The 17,158-nt window shown below is 70.9% G+C and carries 17 protein-coding genes; 10 read left to right on the plus strand and 7 right to left on the minus strand.

Annotation, left to right across the window (positions count from 1 at the left end; genetic code table 11):
- Positions 1–270: 270 nt before the first annotated feature.
- Positions 271–1,470 carry a bifunctional adenosylcobinamide kinase/adenosylcobinamide-phosphate guanylyltransferase gene (locus NQU54_RS08960; protein ID WP_257630591.1) on the minus strand — a complete coding sequence of 400 codons (1,200 nt, stop codon included), beginning with the start codon at positions 1,468–1,470 and terminating at the stop codon, positions 271–273.
- A 140-nt stretch (positions 1,471–1,610) separates the two neighbouring features.
- Here NQU54_RS08960 and NQU54_RS08965 point away from each other — a divergent pair, with 140 nt between their 5' ends.
- The gene (locus tag NQU54_RS08965) at positions 1,611–1,814 is read left to right on the plus strand and encodes a hypothetical protein (RefSeq protein WP_069869314.1); all 204 of its coding nucleotides are present in this window, start codon (positions 1,611–1,613) and stop codon (positions 1,812–1,814) included.
- A 394-nt stretch (positions 1,815–2,208) separates the two neighbouring features.
- On the opposite strand, the gene NQU54_RS08970 is transcribed toward NQU54_RS08965, so the two are convergent.
- Both NQU54_RS08970 and NQU54_RS08975 read right to left on the minus strand, forming a co-directional pair.
- Positions 2,209–2,961 carry a class I SAM-dependent methyltransferase gene (locus NQU54_RS08970; RefSeq protein WP_079153456.1) on the minus strand — a complete coding sequence of 251 codons (753 nt, stop codon included), beginning with the start codon at positions 2,959–2,961 and terminating at the stop codon, positions 2,209–2,211.
- 86 nt (positions 2,962–3,047) lie between these two features.
- A complete protein-coding gene (locus NQU54_RS08975) occupies positions 3,048–3,644 on the minus strand; it encodes a DUF3043 domain-containing protein (RefSeq protein ID WP_372505826.1) in 597 nt (198 codons plus the stop codon).
- 263 nt (positions 3,645–3,907) lie between these two features.
- On the opposite strand from NQU54_RS08975, the gene NQU54_RS08980 reads away from it, so the two are divergent.
- The 4 genes from NQU54_RS08980 (at position 3,908) to NQU54_RS08995 (ending at position 7,091) form a co-directional block, all read left to right on the plus strand.
- Positions 3,908–4,684: a PspA/IM30 family protein gene (locus NQU54_RS08980; RefSeq protein WP_069869399.1), complete on the plus strand. Its 777-nt coding sequence runs from the start codon at positions 3,908–3,910 to the stop codon at positions 4,682–4,684.
- 43 nt (positions 4,685–4,727) lie between these two features.
- Positions 4,728–5,006, plus strand: coding sequence for a PspA-associated protein PspAA (pspAA, locus tag NQU54_RS08985; RefSeq protein WP_069869315.1), 279 nt, complete (start codon positions 4,728–4,730; stop codon positions 5,004–5,006).
- A 103-nt stretch (positions 5,007–5,109) separates the two neighbouring features.
- Positions 5,110–6,417 (plus strand): sensor histidine kinase, encoded by a 1,308-nt coding sequence (locus NQU54_RS08990; RefSeq protein ID WP_257630592.1) that lies wholly within the window; start codon positions 5,110–5,112, stop codon positions 6,415–6,417.
- Entirely contained in the window at positions 6,414–7,091 is a 678-nt protein-coding gene (locus NQU54_RS08995; protein WP_257630593.1) for a response regulator, read from the plus strand. The genes NQU54_RS08990 and NQU54_RS08995 overlap by 4 nt, the downstream gene beginning before the upstream one ends.
- 139 nt (positions 7,092–7,230) lie before the next feature.
- Here the strand turns inward: NQU54_RS08995 and nadA are convergent, their stop codons facing one another.
- Positions 7,231–8,418 (minus strand): quinolinate synthase NadA, encoded by a 1,188-nt coding sequence (nadA, locus tag NQU54_RS09000; protein ID WP_502362195.1) that lies wholly within the window; start codon positions 8,416–8,418, stop codon positions 7,231–7,233.
- Between the two features lie 227 nt (positions 8,419–8,645).
- On the opposite strand from nadA, the gene erpA reads away from it, so the two are divergent.
- Entirely contained in the window at positions 8,646–8,999 is a 354-nt protein-coding gene (gene erpA, locus NQU54_RS09005; protein WP_257630595.1) for an iron-sulfur cluster insertion protein ErpA, read from the plus strand.
- A gap of 116 nt (positions 9,000–9,115) precedes the next feature.
- Here the strand turns inward: erpA and NQU54_RS09010 are convergent, their stop codons facing one another.
- On the minus strand, positions 9,116–10,609 hold the full coding sequence (locus NQU54_RS09010; protein WP_257630596.1) for a hypothetical protein: 1,494 nt from the start codon (positions 10,607–10,609) through the stop codon (positions 9,116–9,118).
- 91 nt (positions 10,610–10,700) lie between these two features.
- Positions 10,701–10,931, minus strand: coding sequence for a hypothetical protein (locus NQU54_RS09015; RefSeq protein WP_257630597.1), 231 nt, complete (start codon positions 10,929–10,931; stop codon positions 10,701–10,703).
- A gap of 174 nt (positions 10,932–11,105) precedes the next feature.
- On the opposite strand from NQU54_RS09015, the gene NQU54_RS09020 reads away from it, so the two are divergent.
- Positions 11,106–12,080, plus strand: coding sequence for a carbohydrate kinase family protein (locus NQU54_RS09020; RefSeq protein WP_257630598.1), 975 nt, complete (start codon positions 11,106–11,108; stop codon positions 12,078–12,080).
- A 178-nt stretch (positions 12,081–12,258) separates the two neighbouring features.
- On the opposite strand, the gene NQU54_RS09025 is transcribed toward NQU54_RS09020, so the two are convergent.
- Complete coding sequence (locus NQU54_RS09025; RefSeq protein ID WP_257630599.1) at positions 12,259–13,662, minus strand: cysteine desulfurase/sulfurtransferase TusA family protein; 1,404 nt, start codon at positions 13,660–13,662, stop codon at positions 12,259–12,261.
- A 396-nt stretch (positions 13,663–14,058) separates the two neighbouring features.
- Between NQU54_RS09025 and ctaC the strand changes: the two genes are divergently transcribed.
- From ctaC to NQU54_RS09040, 3 genes are read left to right on the plus strand one after another with little or no spacing between them, the layout of a single operon-like run.
- Positions 14,059–15,021: an aa3-type cytochrome oxidase subunit II gene (gene ctaC / locus NQU54_RS09030; RefSeq protein WP_069869322.1), complete on the plus strand. Its 963-nt coding sequence runs from the start codon at positions 14,059–14,061 to the stop codon at positions 15,019–15,021.
- A complete protein-coding gene (gene ctaD / locus NQU54_RS09035) occupies positions 15,018–16,757 on the plus strand; it encodes an aa3-type cytochrome oxidase subunit I (protein ID WP_099013468.1) in 1,740 nt (579 codons plus the stop codon). The genes ctaC and ctaD overlap by 4 nt, the downstream gene beginning before the upstream one ends.
- A complete protein-coding gene (locus NQU54_RS09040; protein ID WP_099013467.1) occupies positions 16,754–17,152 on the plus strand; it encodes a cytochrome c oxidase subunit 4 in 399 nt (132 codons plus the stop codon). Before ctaD ends, NQU54_RS09040 begins: the two co-directional genes overlap by 4 nt.
- Positions 17,153–17,158 lie beyond the last annotated feature (6 nt).

Raw genomic sequence — 17,158 nt, forward strand, 5'->3', positions numbered from 1 at the left:
GGGGGACCGATGGCCCGCAGTCCGGATGGGGCCTTGGCTGCCGATGAGGGATGCCGTCACCGGCGCGTACCCCCACCGTCCCGGCGCTCGGCGGCGGTGCTGCGCCCGCCATCCCCCTGCTCCGCTGCTCAAATGCGCCGAAGGTGCGAGATGAAAGCCGCACTCAGCCGAGCCGAGCAGTCCCGCGCGGCCCCGGACCCGGGTCAGCCCGGCTCGGGGCGTCCGGGGCCCGGCTGGGCCGACCCGGGCCCAGCCCAGCCTCAACCCAGATCAGCCGCGTAGCGGCATCGGCTGACCCGCCACCACCAACAACACCTGCTCACACTCATCCGCGAACCCCGCGTTCAACCGCCCCAGTTCATCGCGGAAGCGACGACCGGCGGCGGTCGCGGGAACGACCCCCGCGCCGACCTCGTTGCTCACCGCCACCACCGTGCGGCTCGTGGCGCGGACCGCCGCGACGAGGGCGGACACCCGCTCGCGGAGGGCGCGTTCGCCGCCGTGTGCCCACTTCTCGTCGTCCCAGGCGCTCACGGAGTCCATCGCGTCGGTGAGCCACAGCGCCAGGCAGTCGATGAGCAGCGGTGGGCCGTCCTCGGCGAGCAGCGGTGCCAGATCGCAGGTCTCGGTGGTGCGCCAGGAGCCGGGGCGGCGCTCGCGGTGGGCGGCGACGCGGGCGGCCCACTCGGGGTCGCCCGCGCGGGTGCCGCCCGTCGCGACGTACAGGACGTCGGGGAACGCGGCCAGCCGCCGTTCCGCCTCGAGGGACTTACCGGACCTGGCACCGCCCAGCACCAGCGTGCGGCGCGGCAGATCCGGCACCGCGTGGTATTCGCCGACGATCAGCGTCCGCCCGTCCGGCACCGCCCGCGCCCCCGCCGTGGCCAGCCGGCGGTGCAGCTCCCGGCCGGGCGGGACGGTGTGGTCGAGGTGGACGGCCAGGACATCGGTGGTGGCGCCCACGGCGCCCGACGCGCGCAGGGCCGCCAGGGCGTCGGGGCGGCCCAGTACGTCGAGCAGCACCATGTCGTACGGCTCGGCCGGATCGGGGAGTCCGGCCGCGCCGCCGCCCGGCGGGAGGTACAGCAGCCGGGTGCCGTCGGGGCCGGTGACCTCGTAGCCGGTACCGGGGGAGTCCAGCGCGACCGCCCGCACCCGGTGGCCGCTGATCAGGGACAGCGTGCGGCCGTCCGGCACCCGCCCCGGCGCCGGCAGCCCGGCCGGGAACTCGACGGCCGGACCGGCGTGCGGATGGGAGAGCAGCACCTGCCGGACGCCGATCAGCGAATACCCGGCCCGCGCGGCGGCGAACGCGGCCCCCGGGGTGAGATCGATCAGCAGCGCCCCATCGATCAGCAGCGAGGTGGCGGCCCGCGCCTCCTCGCCGACGGCGGCGGCACAGGAGGCGCAGGGGCAGCCATGGCGCGGCAGCCCGTCGGGGGCCCCGGTGCCCAGAAGAGTGAGTTCCACGCCCCGATCGTCTCGCGTCCGTTCCCACGGGTCGCGCGGGGCCACCCCGTACGGAGTGATCAGTCACCTAGGCTGCGGGCAGACATCACCTGTGGACCGGCGGGTATCACCTGTGGGCCGGCGGGATGGAGGAGGCTGGAATGGCGTGGACATGGCGGTTCGAGAAGTCCGACGGGACGGAGACGAAGCCCGCGGTGCAGCCGGAGGAGTTCCCGACCCAGGGGGACGCGGAGTCGTGGATCGGTGAGGAGTGGCGGGAGCTCCTCGAAGGAGGCGCGGAACAGGTGACGCTGTTCGAGGACGGTACGAAGATCTACGGTCCGATGAGTCTGCAAGCCGAATAGACAAAGCGCCCAGGAAACACGCACGCCGCGTAGCGCATACGCGGTGAGCGGGGCACCCGCCCGGTGGGGCCTACGAACGAGATGAGTCGGCATGCGCCCCGGGGGCGCGCTCAGCCGAACACGCCGGGCACTGCCGTACAGGGCGCGCGCCGAGCCGGGCGCGCGCCCTGTACGGCGCGATGGGCCGGGCGCTCGCCCGGCTCGACGCGATGGGTCGGTGGGCCGGTGGGCCTCCCACCTCAGATCTGCGCTGCTCGCGCATGCCGGGCCGTACGGGGCGGCCCGGCACGGGGCGGCGATCCTCACCGGCTAGTACGGGCGGCGGTTCCCACCGGTCCGTCGGGGTGGCGGTCCCACCGCCACCCCGCCGCCGGATCAGCCACGCACCCCCGCGTCAGCCGCGCACCCCGCACATATGCAGCAGCGCCGCCACCGCGCGATACGGATCCGTGCGCCCCGCCCGCTCCTCGGCCGCCAGCAGCCGCTCCCACTCCGGGGAACCGGGCGGCTCGGCGTCGTTCGGGGCAAGGTCGGTGAAGACCCGCACGCCGTACCAGGCGCGCAGCGGCGCGCCGATCGCGGTCAGGGTCTCGGTCAACTGCTCGCGCCGGTCGGCGCGCACCGGCAGCCCGATCCGGTTGATGTACGAGGGGGAGTCGAAGGCGGTCAGCGCCGTGTCCCAGTCCCCGGCCAGCCCCGCCCGCATCGCCAGCGCGTCACCGTTGCGCACCAGCAGCGACAGCAGTCCCCCGGGGGCCAGCACCCGGGCCAGCCCGGCGAGCAGCGGATCCGGTTCGGGTACGTACATCAGCACCCCGTGGCAGAGCACCACATCGAAGGTGCCCGGCAGGAAGTGCGCCCCGGTCTCCCGGCCGTCGCCCTCGAGCAGCCGTACGCGTCGCCGGATGCCCTCGGGCTCGTCGGCGAGCGCGGTGCGTGCCGCCTCCAGCATGGTGGGGTCGGACTCCAGTCCGGTGACCTCATGGCCCGCGCGGGCCAGCCGCAGGGACTGGGTGCCCTGGCCGACGCCCACGTCGAGCACCCGCAGCCGCCGCCCCACGGGGAAGCGTGCGGTGATCTGCTCATCGAGCTGGTGGGCGACCAGCGCCTGCCGGACGGTGTTCCGCAGCCCCCCGAGGCCGCTCAGCCAGTTACCCGCCCCGCCGGCGAACCGGGACGAGCCGGCAGAGCCGGAGACTCCGGGAGTACCAGAAGAACCGGAGGATTCGCCGCTCAGGGCCGCTCTCCGCGCTTGACCTGCGGCTTGGGCAGTCGCAGCCGGCGCATCTGGAGGGTGCGCATCAGCGCGTACGGCATGGCGCCGCGCAGATTCTCGTCGGGGAAGCGATTCCGCAGCTGCCGCTTGAGCTGGAAGCCGAGAATGATGGAGTTGATCACGATCAGGACGATGACCACCATCCACAGCAGCAGCACATAGCTCTGCATGGCGCCGGCCCGGATCATGCTCAGCACGAGGATGACCACCGCGAGCGGCAGGAAGTACTCGGCGACGGAGAACCGCGAGTCCACGAAGTCGCGGGCGAAGCGCCGCACGGGACCCTTGTCGCGGGCGGGCAGATACCGCTCGTCACCGCCGGCCAGCGCCTCGCGCTGACGGGCCAGATCGGCGCGACGGGCCTCGCGCGCACGCTTCGTGGCGTCCTTACGGTTGGCCGGCGTCTTCGCCAGGCTGCGGCGCTGGGACTGGGCCTCACTCCGCTTGGGAGTGGGGCGGCCCTTGGGCGCCTGCGGGTCACGGGTCTGCTGCGGCTGGTCCGCGGTCACCTTGGCGGTAGCGGCCTGCTCATCCTTGGAACGGCTTCGGAACACAAGGCCCAAGGGTACGGGGTGCGGGGTGTGCGCCCCAGCCTCAGGGGGAACGATCGGGCAACGGAGTCCCGCCCTAATCGGGACACAGGGGGGCGCACTCCTCCCTGCGCCGGAGGCTCCTACCGCCCTGATCGTCCTGGAGGAGGAGCGCGAGCGGGCTCGAACAGTGCGGTAATGGAAGCAGGCCCCGTAGGCTGGGTCTGTTGGAGTGCCGGAGTCATACGTCCGTCAGAAGGGGGCGCGCGAGGCCCATGAGCGGTGTCATGAAGCGTATGGGGATGATCTTCCGCGCGAAGGCCAACAAGGCCCTGGACCGGGCCGAGGACCCGCGCGAAACCCTTGACTACTCGTACCAGAAGCAGCTTGAGCTGCTCCAGAAGGTGCGCCGCGGCGTCGCCGACGTGGCGACTTCGCGCAAGCGCCTGGAGCTCCAGCTCAACCAGTTGCAGGGCCAGTCCACCAAGCTGGAGGACCAGGGCCGCAAGGCGCTCGCGCTCGGCCGGGAGGACCTGGCCCGCGAGGCGCTGTCCCGCCGCGCCGCGCTACAGCAGCAGGTCACCGACCTGGAGACGCAGCACCAGACGCTCCAGGGCGAGGAGGAGAAGCTGACCCTGGCCGCCCAGCGGCTCCAGGCGAAGGTCGACGCCTTCCGCACGCGCAAGGAGACCATCAAGGCCACCTACACCGCGGCCCAGGCGCAGACCCGGATCGGCGAGGCGTTCTCCGGCATCTCCGAGGAGATGGGCGATGTCGGCATGGCGATCCAGCGTGCCGAGGACAAGACGGCGCAGCTCCAGGCCCGCGCGGGCGCGATCGACGAGCTGCTGGCCTCCGGCGCCCTGGACGACCAGTCCGGGATGGCCACCAAGGACGACATCGCGGCCGAGCTCGACCGGATCTCCGGCGGCACGGACGTGGAGCTGGAGCTTCAGCGGATGAAGGCCGAGCTGGCCGGCGGCAGCCCGCAGCAGGCGATCGAGGGCGGCAAGGCGGACGAGGGCCAGCAGTCCCAGACCCAGCACAAGTTCGACAAGCAGTAGTTTCCCGCGCCCCCGCCTGGGCGAGGTCTCCAAGGAGGTCGTCATGATCGTACGGATCATGGGGGAGGGCCAGGTGCGGGTGGCCGAGAGCCATCTGCCCGGACTGAACAGGCTGGACGACGAGCTGCTCGCCGAGATCGAGGGCGGCGATCACGAGGGCTTCCGGAAGACCTTGGGCGCGCTGCTGGACGCGGTGCGCTCGGCCGGTGAGCCCTTGCCCGACGACGCGCTCCAGCCGTCCGGGCTGATCCTCCCCGCCGCCGACGCGACCCTCGAGGAAGTCAAGGCGATGCTCAAGGACGACGGCCTCATTCCGGGCTAGTGCGGCGCGCCCCCGGATCACACTCCAGCACAGGCCGTGCCTCCCTTCACCGGCCGGGTCCGGGCCGCCCAGGAAGTCGGGCGGCCCGCCGCGGCCCTTACCGTTGGATCCCGTGACTCCCCTCGCCGTCGGGCCGGGTCTGGCCCGTCCGCACCGCTGGCTGTGCGCTCACCCCCGTGCCCTGGACATCCTGGTGGCGATGGGGGTCCTGGCGCTGATCCTGATCGGCGCGGTGGCCGGCCCGCGCATGCGCAACCAGCCGCTGGGCCCCTTCTTCGTACTGCTGGCCGTGCTCGTCGCCGCCTCGCTGGTGTTCCGCCGCGATCGGCCGCGCGGGGTGCTGGCCTTCAACGTCGTCCTCACCCTCGTCGAGATCGTCACCAATGACGTGGGCCCGCCGCGCACCTCGATCGTGTTCGGGGTCGTGGTGGCGCTCTACACCGTGGCGGCCCGCACCGACCGCCCCACCACCTGGCGGCTCGGCGCCGCCACGGCCGTGCTGCTCACCGGGGCCGGGATGCTCTTCGCGCTCAACCCCTGGTATTCGCAGGAGAATTGGGGCCTCTTCGCCTGGACCGGGCTGGCCGCGGCCGCGGGCGACGCGGTGCGCAGCCGGCGCGCCTATATCGCCGCCATCGAGGAGCGGGCGGTCCGCGCCGAGCGGACCCGTGAGGAGGAGGCGCGCCGCCGGGTCGCCGAGGAGCGGCTGCGGATCGCCCGTGAGCTGCACGATGTCGTGGCGCATCACATCGCGCTGGTCAACGTCCAGGCCGGGGTCGCCTCCCATGTCATGGACAACCGCCCGGACCAGGCCAAGGAGGCGCTCGCGCACGTACGGCAGGCGAGCCGTTCGGCGCTGGACGAGCTGCGTGCCACGGTCGGCCTGCTGCGGCAGTACGGCGATCCCGCGGCCCCCACCGAACCGGCCCCCGGCCTCGCCGTCCTGGACCAGCTCGTGGACGGCTTCGTACGGGCCGGGATGCGGGTCAAGGTCCGGGCGGAGGCACGGGAGGCGCTGGACCCGCTGCCGGGGTCGGTGGACCTCACGGCCTACCGGGTCGTCCAGGAGGCCCTGACCAATGCGCACAAGCACGCCGGGCCCGGGGCCACGGCCGAGGTCCGCATCGCACGCGTCTGGGGCGCCCTGGAGGTCACGGTCGAGGACGACGGAGCGGGGGCACGGCCCGAGGGGCCGGAGAAGGCGCCGGACGGCAGGGGCGCGTCCGGGGAGCCCCGGGCGGGCGGCGCGGAGCCCGGGGAGGAGACCGGTGGCGGCGGACACGGACTGCTGGGGATGCGCGAGCGGGTGACCGCGCTGCGCGGCAGCTGCGAGGCGGGACCCCTGCCCGAGGGCGGATTCCGGGTGCGGGTGAGACTTCCTCTACAGCCACGCAGGGGAAGGGACTCATGACGATCAAGGTGCTGCTGGCGGACGATCAGACGTTGCTGCGCAGCGCGTTCCGCGTCCTGGTGGACTCCGAGCCGGACATGGAGGTGGTGGGGGAGGCGTCCGACGGCGCGCAGGCGGTGGAGATCGCCCGGGCGAAGAGTGCCGACGTGGTCCTGATGGACATCCGGATGCCCGGTACGGACGGGTTGGCCGCCACCCGCATGATCACCGAGGATCCGCGGCTCCAGGACGTCCGGGTGGTCATGCTGACGACCTTCGAGGTCGACGAGTACGTGGTGGACTCGCTGCGGGCGGGGGCCAGCGGCTTCCTCGGCAAGGGCGCGGAACCCGAAGAGCTGCTCGCGGCGATCCGTATCGCGGCGGCGGGCGAGGCGCTGCTGTCCCCGGCCGCTACCAAGGGGCTGATCGCCCGCTTCCTGGCCCAGGGCGACGGGGGCGACGGCGACAGCGCCTATGACTCCTCACGGCTGGAGGCCCTCACGGTCCGCGAGCGCGAGGTCCTGGTCCAGGTGGGGGGCGGGCTGTCCAACGATGAGATCGCCGCCCGGCTGGAGGTCAGCCCGCTCACGGTCAAGACGCATGTCAACCGCGCGATGGCCAAGCTGAACGCCCGCGACCGCGCCCAGCTGGTGGTGATCGCCTACGAGACGGGGCTGGTCCGCGCGGGCCACTGATCGCCGCGCGGGCGGAGCCGCGGGCGCGCGTCCGCCGTCGCGGCGGCAGGATCCCTGCCGCCGCGACGGCGTGGCATGGCACGGACCGGCGGTGGCGACCGCGCCGCGGCCCGATGACCGCCCCATCGCCAGACGCTGCCTACGGCAGCTTGAGCATCCGCTCCAGGGCCAGCTTGGCGAAGTGCTCCGTCTCCTCGTCGACCTGGATGCGGTTGACCACCTTGCCGTCCACCAGCGACTCCAGTGCCCAGACCAGATGCGGCAGATCGATCCGGTTCATGGTCGAGCAGAAGCAGACCGTCTTGTCGAGGAAGACGATCTCCTTGCCCTGGTCGGCGAAACGATTGGCCAGGCGCCGTACGAGGTTCAGCTCCGTGCCGATGGCCCACTTCGAACCGGCGGGGGCGGCCTCCAGCGCCTTGATGATGTACTCGGTCGAGCCCACGTAGTCCGCCGCCGCCACGACCTCGTGCTTGCACTCGGGGTGCACCAGCACCTTCACATCCGGTATCCGCTCGCGCACATCGTTGACCGAGTCCAGCGAGAAGCGGCCGTGCACCGAGCAGTGGCCGCGCCACAGGATCATCGTCGCGGCACGCAGCTGCTCGGGGGTGAGCCCGCCGTTCGGCTTGTGCGGGTTGTAGACGACGCAGTCCTCCAGGGACATCCCCAGGTCGCGGACGGCCGTATTGCGCCCCAGATGCTGATCGGGCAGGAACAGCACCTTCCGGCCCTGCTGGAACGCCCACTCCAGTGCCCGCTGGGCATTGGAGGAGGTGCAGATCGTGCCGCCGTGCTTACCGGTGAACGCCTTGATGTCGGCGGAGGAGTTCATGTACGAGACCGGCACCGTCACATCGGCCACGCCCGCCTCGGTCAGCACCTCCCAGCACTCGGCGACCTGCTCGGCCGTGGCCATGTCGGCCATCGAGCAGCCGGCCGCCAGATCGGGGAGGACGACCTGCTGGGCGTCGCCGGTGAGGATGTCGGCGGACTCGGCCATGAAGTGCACACCGCAGAAGACGATGTACTCGGCGTCCGGCCGGGCGGCCGCGTCACGGGCCAGCTTGAAGCTGTCCCCGGTGACATCAGCGAACTCGATGACCTCGTCGCGCTGGTAGTGGTGGCCGAGGACGAAGACCTTGTCCCCGAGCTTCTCCTTGGCCGCGCGGGCGCGCGCCACCAGATCCGGGTCGGAGGGCGCCGGCAGGTCTCCCGGGCACTCCACGCCGCGCTCGCTCCGGGGGTCGGCCTCCCGGCCGAGAAGCAGCAGAGCGAGCGGGGTCGGCTGCACGTCGAGGGGCTGGGCGGTGGTCACGTCACGCACCCTTCTTTCTTCGCTGGGAACCCTAATCGTCAGAATGACGCTATCTATCATAGCGGCTTCACGTCACTTTGACGATGGGCATTGTGTCGATGTGACGCATTCCGGTGTGTGGCCCCGTATGCGAGCATGAAGGGCAACAGGGATAAGTGCTGGGGCCCGGAATGAATCCGGGACGCCGTTGGTTTGTGCCGAGGGCAAGCAGTCCGTACGACCCGGGAGAGAAGCAGATGACCGTTCAGGACGAGACCACCGCGAGCGAGAGCATCATCCTGTCCGACGCCGCCGCGTCGAAGGTCAAGAGCCTGCTGGAGCAGGAGGGCCGCGACGACCTCGCGCTGCGTGTCGCCGTCCAGCCCGGCGGCTGCTCCGGCCTGCGCTACCAGCTCTTCTTCGACGAGCGCTCGCTCGACGGCGACGTCGTCAAGGACTTCGGCGGTGTGAAGGTCGTGACCGACCGGATGAGCGCCCCGTACCTGGGCGGTGCCTCGATCGACTTCGTCGACACCATCGAGAAGCAGGGCTTCACCATCGACAACCCGAACGCCACGGGCTCCTGCGCCTGCGGTGACTCCTTCAGCTAGAACCCCGGCGCCGTCGCGGCGGGAAACAGCGAAACGTGAAGGGGGCGGGCCCACCGGGCCCGCCCCCTTCCGCATGCCCCGGACGGCTGTCCCGGGCGTTGTTCCGAGCGGTCCGCTCACTTCCGCAGCGGCACCGTCTCACCGGTGGAACCGTCCACGACCTTCCGGCCGTCCAGCGGCTCCTTCAGCGTCACCTTCCGGTCCAGCTGCTTGGCGATGAGGATGCAGGCCCGCCCCGGATGGGTCGGCTTGCTCTTCAGCTCCAGCGTCACCCGCTCGGAGGTCTCCTTCGCGGAGACCGAGTAGGTGTTGCAGACACCGCCCCAGAAGCGCACCGTCAGGGTTTTGCCGTCCACGGTGTACGAGGTGATGTCATCCGGCTTGGAAGTCCCCTTGCCCGGCGGGGCCGACGGGGAGTGGCCCGGCTGCTCGGCCTTCTTGATGTACTCCGGCTTCACCGCGGGGTAGGGGAGGGTGACCGCCACGCGGTTGGTCCCGGTCGGCTTGGTCTCGAAGATCCACGACGGCACCAGCGCCCGCCGGCCGTCCACCATGTGCGAGGCGAGGCCGAACGTCACCTTCCGCACCGTCACCTTGTCCGGGGCGCCGTCGCCCTTGGCCGACCTCGCGTTGAGCCGTTGCAGCGCCTGCTCCGCGCCGATCAGCGGATAGGTGTCGTCCTCCTCGGGCTTGGACAGCGTGCCGCTGCCGCCCACCAGCTGGCCGTCCGAGCCGACCTGGAGATTGGTCCCCCAGCCGTAGGTGGGCAGATCGCCCACCTTCGGGTCCGCGTTCACCATCCGCACGGCGCCGTACAGGCCGCTCGCGTCCAGCTTCGCGTCCGACAGCCCGAGCGCCTCCAGCACCGGCTCGGCGGCGCGCTCGGCCTTCGCCTCGGACACCGCCTTGTCGCGGCCCTCGGCGGCGCCGTTGTCACCGCGCCGGTCGCCCTCGCGGTAGGACGGGCAGCTCTTGTCGGCCTCGTCCGTACCGTCGTCCTTGTCGGTGCGGGCGGCCCGGTCGGAGTGTTTTCCGTCCGGCTTCTTCCCGTCCGGGTGGACGCAGGACGTGTCGCCCGGCGCCCCATAGCGCGAGTACGACCAGCTGCCCGGTCCGGTCCGGCTGACCCGCAGCGTGGGGCCGCCCGCGTCCGGGGTGCCGCCGACCTTCCAGTACCCGTGGTCGGCGCGGGGGCTGCCGGAGACGTCCAGGGCCTTCGCCAGCCGCGCCACATCGGCCTCGGTGACCTTCGGGTCGGTCAGATACACCGGCGCCTCATCGGGCCCGTCCGGCAGTTCGCCGGTCACCACATAGCGCCCGCCATGCGGATCGGGCTCACCGGGCGCGATGCCGTTGTCCCCTCCTCGCTCTCCGTCTCCGCTCGGGGAGGCGTAGGCGTCCAGTGCGAGGGACTTCGGCGATCCGTCCTTGCCGGGCGCGCCCGTGCCCCGGGTGCCGCCGTCCGCCGCGGTGGACGCCCAGTAGGCGCCGCCACCACCGGCGACCAGCACCGCGGCCGCCACCGAAACGACGGCCAGCGGCGAGCGCCGGCGCGATCGGGGAGTGTCGTCGTCGGGGGTCTGCGGGGTGTCGGTGTCCTCGGTGCTCACCGTTTCGCTCCTTCGGCTCCGCTCACGTTCTACGGTCCCATCCCTCGCGAGGAGATGCCGGTGAGACGGAGCCGGGGCGCGGCCGGTTCCTTCAGTTGCCGTAGTCCGACATCCCGGCCAGCAGATCGGCCGATGCCGCGGGCACGCTGATCCCCCGGATGCGGGAGGCGGCGACCGGGGAAACGGGGCTGGTGGGAGGCGATACGGTGGCCGACGTCCAGTGCGGCGCCATCCGGGCACCGTCGCCGCGCAGCCCCTCCAGATACTCGGGCTCGATGGCCCCGGTGGCGGGAAGGGTGGGGGTGAGGTGCTGCTGGGGCATGGAGGGCCTCCTGGTCCATGGGGTCGCCGACGCGTACCCCGTGCCCACGCACCGTATTCAGCGGGTGTCGGCGAAAAAAGCCCTACTATCGGGTAGTTTCTTCCGTTCGTATGGGCAGGGCCGAACAGATAGCGTGAAGCGTCCGACTCTCTCCGCCCCGCAGGAGCGACTCTCGTGCGTATTGCCGTAACCGGCTCCATCGCCACCGACCATCTGATGTCCTTCCCCGGCCGCTTCGCCGATCAGCTGGTCGCCGATCAACTGCATACGGTCTCCCTCTCCTTCCTGGTCGACACCCTCGACGTCCGCCGTGGCGGCGTCGGCCCCAACATCTGTTTCGGCATGGGTGTGTTGGGCCTGAGCCCGATCCTGGTCGGCGCGGCCGGCGAGGACTTCGCCGACTACCGCGCCTGGCTGGACCGGCACGGTGTGGACACCGCGTCCGTGCGGATCTCCGAGGTCCAGCACACCGCGCGCTTCGTCTGCACCACCGACGCCGACCACAACCAGATCGCGTCCTTCTACACGGGCGCCATGAGCGAGGCCCGGCAGATCGAAATCCAGCCGGTCGCCGAGCGCGTCGGCGGCCTCGACCTCGTGCTGATCAGCGCCGACGACCCGGAGGCCATGGTCCGCCACACCGAGGAGTGCCGCTCGCGCGGCATCCCCTTCGCCGCCGACCCCTCCCAGCAGCTCGCCCGCATGGACGGCGAGGACATCCGGGTGCTGATCGGCGGTGCGGAGTACCTCTTCACCAATGAGTACGAGGCCGCACTGATCGAGACCAAGACCGGCTGGACCGCGGACCAGATCCTCGCCAAGGTCGGCACCCGCGTCACCACGCTGGGCGCGCAGGGCGTGCGGATCGACCGCGAGGGCGAGGAGCCCATCGTCGTCGGCTGCCCGGAGGAGGAGCAGAAGGCCGACCCGACCGGCGTCGGCGACGCCTTCCGTGCGGGCTTCCTGACCGGACTGTCCTGGAAGCTCCCGCTCGAGCGGGCCGCCCAGGTGGGCTGCATGCTGGCGACGCTGGTCATCGAGACCGTCGGCACCCAGGAGTACGAGCTGCGTCGCGGTCACTTCATGGAGCGCTTCGCCAAGGCGTACGGCCATGAGGCGGCGGGCGAGATCGCGGCCCACCTGCCCTGAGCCGTAGGGCGCCCAGGGGGTCGTCGCCCCCTGGGCCCCGCCGGCAGCCCAGCGGATCCGCGGCGCCCTGAAGGGGCGCGGGGCTGTGTCGATATGCGGGAAGGGGCGGGGAGGGGAAAGCATCGATATGCGGCTCCGCCGCGTGGCCCGCCGCAGGCGTCACGTCCGCCGGACACCCCTAGGCGCGGCGGCGCACCCGGTAGGCCACGCCGCGGTCGGCCGGCCGCTCGCCCTCGTAGGTCTGGCCCCGCATCTCGCACCAGGCCGGGATGTCCAGCCGGGCGGCCTCGTCGTCGGACAGCACCGTCACCAGGCCGCCCACCGGGACCTCGCCGATCACCTTGGCCAGCTCGATCACCGGGATCGGGCACCGCTTGCCGAGCGAGTCGACCACCAGCTCCGGTTCGGGGTCCGGATCCGGTCCGGGCGCGGCTTCGGCCGGTTTCGGCGCGCCCAGGTGCTCCCGTACGTCGGCCACCACCCCCGGCAGCACCTCCAGGAACCGGTCCACCTCCGCCTCGGCCGTACCGCGCGGCAGCGAGACCCGGACATTGCCCTCGGACAGCACGCCCATGGCCCGCAGCACATGGCTCGGGGTCAGCGTGGACGAGGTGCAGGAGGAGCCGGACGAGACCGAGAACTCCGCGCGGTCCAGCTCATGGAGGAGCGCCTCTCCGTCGACATAGAGACAGGAGAAGGTGACCAGATGCGGCAGCCGCCGTTCCGGATCGCCGACCACCTCGACCTCCGGCACCAGCTCCGGCACCCGCGCCCGGATCCGGTCCACCAGCCCCCGCAGCCGCTCCGCCTCGGCGGCGGCCTCCGCCCGGACGGCCCGCAGCGAAGCGGCCGCGGCGACGATGGCGGGGAGGTTCTCGAACCCGGGGGAGCGGCCCGACTCCCGCTCATCGGCGGGCTGGACCGTACGGAAGCGCACCCCCTTGCGCACCGCGAGCAGCCCCACCCCCGCAGGGCCGCCCCATTTGTGGGCACTTGCGGTGAGAAGCGACCAATTGCCCTCCGTGGGGCCCCAGCCGAGCGACTGCGCCGCGTCCACCAGCAGCGGTACGCCCGCCGCCGCGCACTCCTCGACCGCCTCGGCCACCGGCTGGAGGGTGCCGACCTCATGGTTGGCGGATTGCAGACAGGCCAGCGCCACCCCGTCCGGCGCCTCCCGCAGGGCCGCCGCGTACGCACCCGGCGCGATCCGTCCCGTACGGTCCACCGGGACCTCGGTGACCGTGCCGCCGTCCGCCTCGTGCGCGCCCGCCGTGTGCAGCACCGAGGAGTGCTCCACGGCGGAGACGATCAGACGGCGACCGGCGCGCCGCCGTCCCGCGAGCGCCCCCGAGATGCCCTCGTGCACCGCGCGCGTCCCCGAAGGGGTGAAGACGAGCTCGTCCGGGCGGCATCCGACGGCCTCGGCGGCCGCCTCCCGCGCGGCGTCCAGCAGCAGCCGGGCGCGCCGCCCCTCCCGGTAGAGGCGTGCGGGGTCGGCCCACCCCTCGTCGAGTGCGGCGAGGAGTGCCTGCCGGGCGACGGGGTGCAGAGGAGCGGACGAGGCCGCGTCGAAGTAGGGCACATAGGGAACGCTAGTCGCCGCGACCGGCGAACGGACGGGCACGACCGCGCGGGGTCCGCGCGGGGACCGGGATCCGGGTCGCACCCGGCCGGAACCGGGACCGCAGCCGGGCCGGAGCCGAGGTCATGGCGGGGCCCGAACCAGACCCCGAACCAGGCCCCGAGCCGGGCCCGGAGCCGGGGTGGCGGCGGCCCGGAAAAGCCTGCCGGATCCCGGTATTCCACCCCTTCGTGGAGGGCCCCGGCGCGTTGGGCACCCTCCCCGCGCGACGCCAAATGGCGTCCAGTAGGGTTTGGTCCGCATAAACATCCAAACCCCTGCCCGCACCGGGCCGGCGACCGACCAGACAGACGGCCGCGGCCGACCGCGCGGGCGAGACTCTCGGGAAGGCGCTACGTGAGTCCCAACGGCTCCGACCGCTCGTCGCGGCGCCCGGTGCGGCGGAAGCTGCTGCAGGCGCTGGCCGCGGGCTTGGTCCTGGCGACCGCCACCGGTTGCACATCAAAGGACTTCCCCCGCCTCGGAATGCCTACCCCCGTCACGGAGGAGGCGCCGCGGATCCTCTCCCTGTGGCAGGGCTCGTGGGCGGCGGCGCTCGCCACGGGCGTCCTGGTCTGGGGCCTGATCATCTGGGCGGTCATCTTCCACCGTCGCAGCAGGACCAAGATCGAGGTTCCCGCGCAGACCCGGTACAACATGCCGATCGAGGCGCTGTACACCGTGGTCCCGATCATCATCGTCTCGGTGCTGTTCTACTTCACCGCACGCGATGAGAACGCGCTCCTCAAGACCTCCAAGAAGCCCGACCACGTGATCAACGTGGTGGGCTACCAATGGAGCTGGGGCTTCAACTACATGGAGAACGTGGACGGGTCCACGGCCTCTCCGAAGCAGGAAGCCAAGGAGATCTCCGCGATCCCCAAGCGGATGCTGAGCGCGGTCCCCAAGGGCGCCGAGGGCGTCTACGAGGCCGGCACCCCCGGCGAGCGGAACCCGCAGACCGGCAACCCGGGCCCGACCCTGTGGCTGCCGAAGGGCGAGTCGGTCCAGTTCATCCTGACGTCCCGCGATGTCATCCACTCGTTCTGGGTGGTCCCCTTCCTGATGAAGATGGACGTCATCCCGGGTCACACCAACCGCTTCGAGGTCACCCCGAACCGCGAGGGCACCTTCATGGGCAAGTGCGCCGAGCTGTGCGGCGTCGACCACTCCCGGATGCTCTTCAACGTCAAGGTCGTGTCGCCGGAGCGCTACCAGCAGCACCTCAAGGACCTGGCGAAGAAGGGCCAGACCGGCTACATCCCGGCGGGCATTGAGCAGACGGACGCCGCCAAGAACGCGGAGACCAAGATCCAGTGAGCATCCTCAACGAACCCCAGGGTGCCGGCACCACGGCCTCGCAAGAGCCGGAAGCGCCGGTACGGCGGAAGCAGCCGGGCAATGTCGTCGTCAAGTGGCTGACCACCACGGACCACAAGACGATCGGCACGCTCTACCTCGTCACGTCGTTCGCGTTCTTCTGCATCGGCGGTCTGATGGCGCTCTTGATGCGCGCCGAGCTGGCCCGTCCGGGTACGCAGATCATGTCGAACGAGCAGTTCAACCAGGCGTTCACCATGCATGGCACGATCATGCTGCTGATGTTCGCCACCCCGCTGTTCGCGGGCTTCACGAACTGGATCATGCCGCTTCAGATCGGTGCGCCCGATGTGGCGTTCCCGCGGCTGAACATGTTCGCGTACTGGCTGTACCTCTTCGGCTCGCTGATCGCGGTGGGCGGGTTCCTGACCCCGCAGGGCGCGGCCGACTTCGGCTGGTTCGCCTACTCCCCGCTGTCGGACGCGGTGCGTTCGCCGGGTGTGGGCGCGGATATGTGGATCATGGGTCTGGCCCTCTCCGGCTTCGGCACGATCCTCGGTGCGGTCAACTTCATCACCACGATCATCTGCATGCGCGCTCCCGGCATGACGATGTTCCGCATGCCGATCTTCACCTGGAACGTGCTGCTGACCGCGGTGCTGGTCCTGCTCGCCTTCCCGGTGCTGGCCGCCGCGCTGTTCGCCCTGGAGGCGGACCGTAAATTCGGGGCGCATGTCTTCGACGCGGCCAATGGCGGAGCGTTGCTCTGGCAACACCTCTTCTGGTTCTTCGGCCATCCAGAGGTGTACATCATCGCGCTGCCGTTCTTCGGCATCATTTCCGAGGTCATTCCGGTCTTCTCCCGGAAGCCGATGTTCGGTTACATCTCCCTGATCGCCGCGACCATTTCGATCGCCGGTCTCTCGGTGACGGTGTGGGCCCACCACATGTATGTCACCGGCGGAGTGCTGTTGCCGTTCTTCTCGTTCATGACGTTCCTCATCGCGGTGCCGACCGGTATCAAGTTCTTCAACTGGATCGGCACGATGTGGAAGGGGTCGCTCAGCTTCGAGACCCCGATGCTCTGGGCGATCGGCTTCCTGATCACCTTCACCTTCGGTGGTCTGACCGGTGTGATCCTGGCGTCGCCGCCGATGGACTTCCATGTCTCCGACTCGTACTTCGTGGTGGCCCACTTCCACTACGTGGTCTTCGGCACCGTGGTCTTCGCGATGTTCGCCGGATTCCACTTCTGGTGGCCGAAGATGACCGGCAAGATGCTGGACGAGCGGCTCGGAAAGATCACCTTCTGGACGCTGTTCGTGGGCTTCCACGGCACGTTCCTGGTGCAGCACTGGCTGGGCGCCGAGGGCATGCCCCGCCGGTACGCCGACTATCTGGCGGCCGACGGCATCACCACGCTGAACACCATCTCGACCATCAGCTCCTTCCTGCTGGGCCTGTCGATACTGCCGTTCCTCTACAACGTCTGGAAGACCGCCAAGTACGGCAAGAAGGTCGAGGTCGACGACCCCTGGGGCTACGGCCGTTCGCTGGAGTGGGCGACCTCCTGCCCGCCCCCGCGGCACAACTTCCTCACCATGCCGCGGATCCGCTCCGAATCCCCGGCCTTCGATCTGCACCACCCGGAGATCGCGGCGCTCGACCAGCTCCAGAACTACGGTGCGCCCGAAGATGACAAGGCCCTCGCGGGTGGTAAGGAGGCCGGCAAGTGAAGGTCCAAGGCCGGATGTTCATCTGGCTGGCCGTCTTCATCCTCGCCATGGCGATCGTCTATGGCGTGTGGTCGAAGGAGCCGGCCGGTACCACCGCGCTCTTCCTGGCCTTCGGGCTGAGCATCATGATCGGCTACTACCTGGCCTTCACGGCCCGCCGGGTGGATGTCGGTGCGCAGGACAACAAGGAGGCGGATGTCGCGGACGACGCCGGCGAGCTGGGATTCTTCTCCCCGCACAGCTGGCAGCCGCTCTCCCTGGCCGTCGGTGGCGCCATGGCCTTCCTGGGCGTGGTCTTCGGCTGGTGGCTGCTCTTCTTCTCGGCCCCGATCATCATGATCGGTCTCTTCGGCTGGGTCTTCGAGTACTACCGCGGCGAGAACGCCAACCAGTAGCCGGCC

Origin of the sequence: Streptomyces malaysiensis subsp. samsunensis, assembly GCF_024519315.1 — a bacterium.
GTDB classification, from domain to species: domain Bacteria; phylum Actinomycetota; class Actinomycetes; order Streptomycetales; family Streptomycetaceae; genus Streptomyces; species Streptomyces malaysiensis.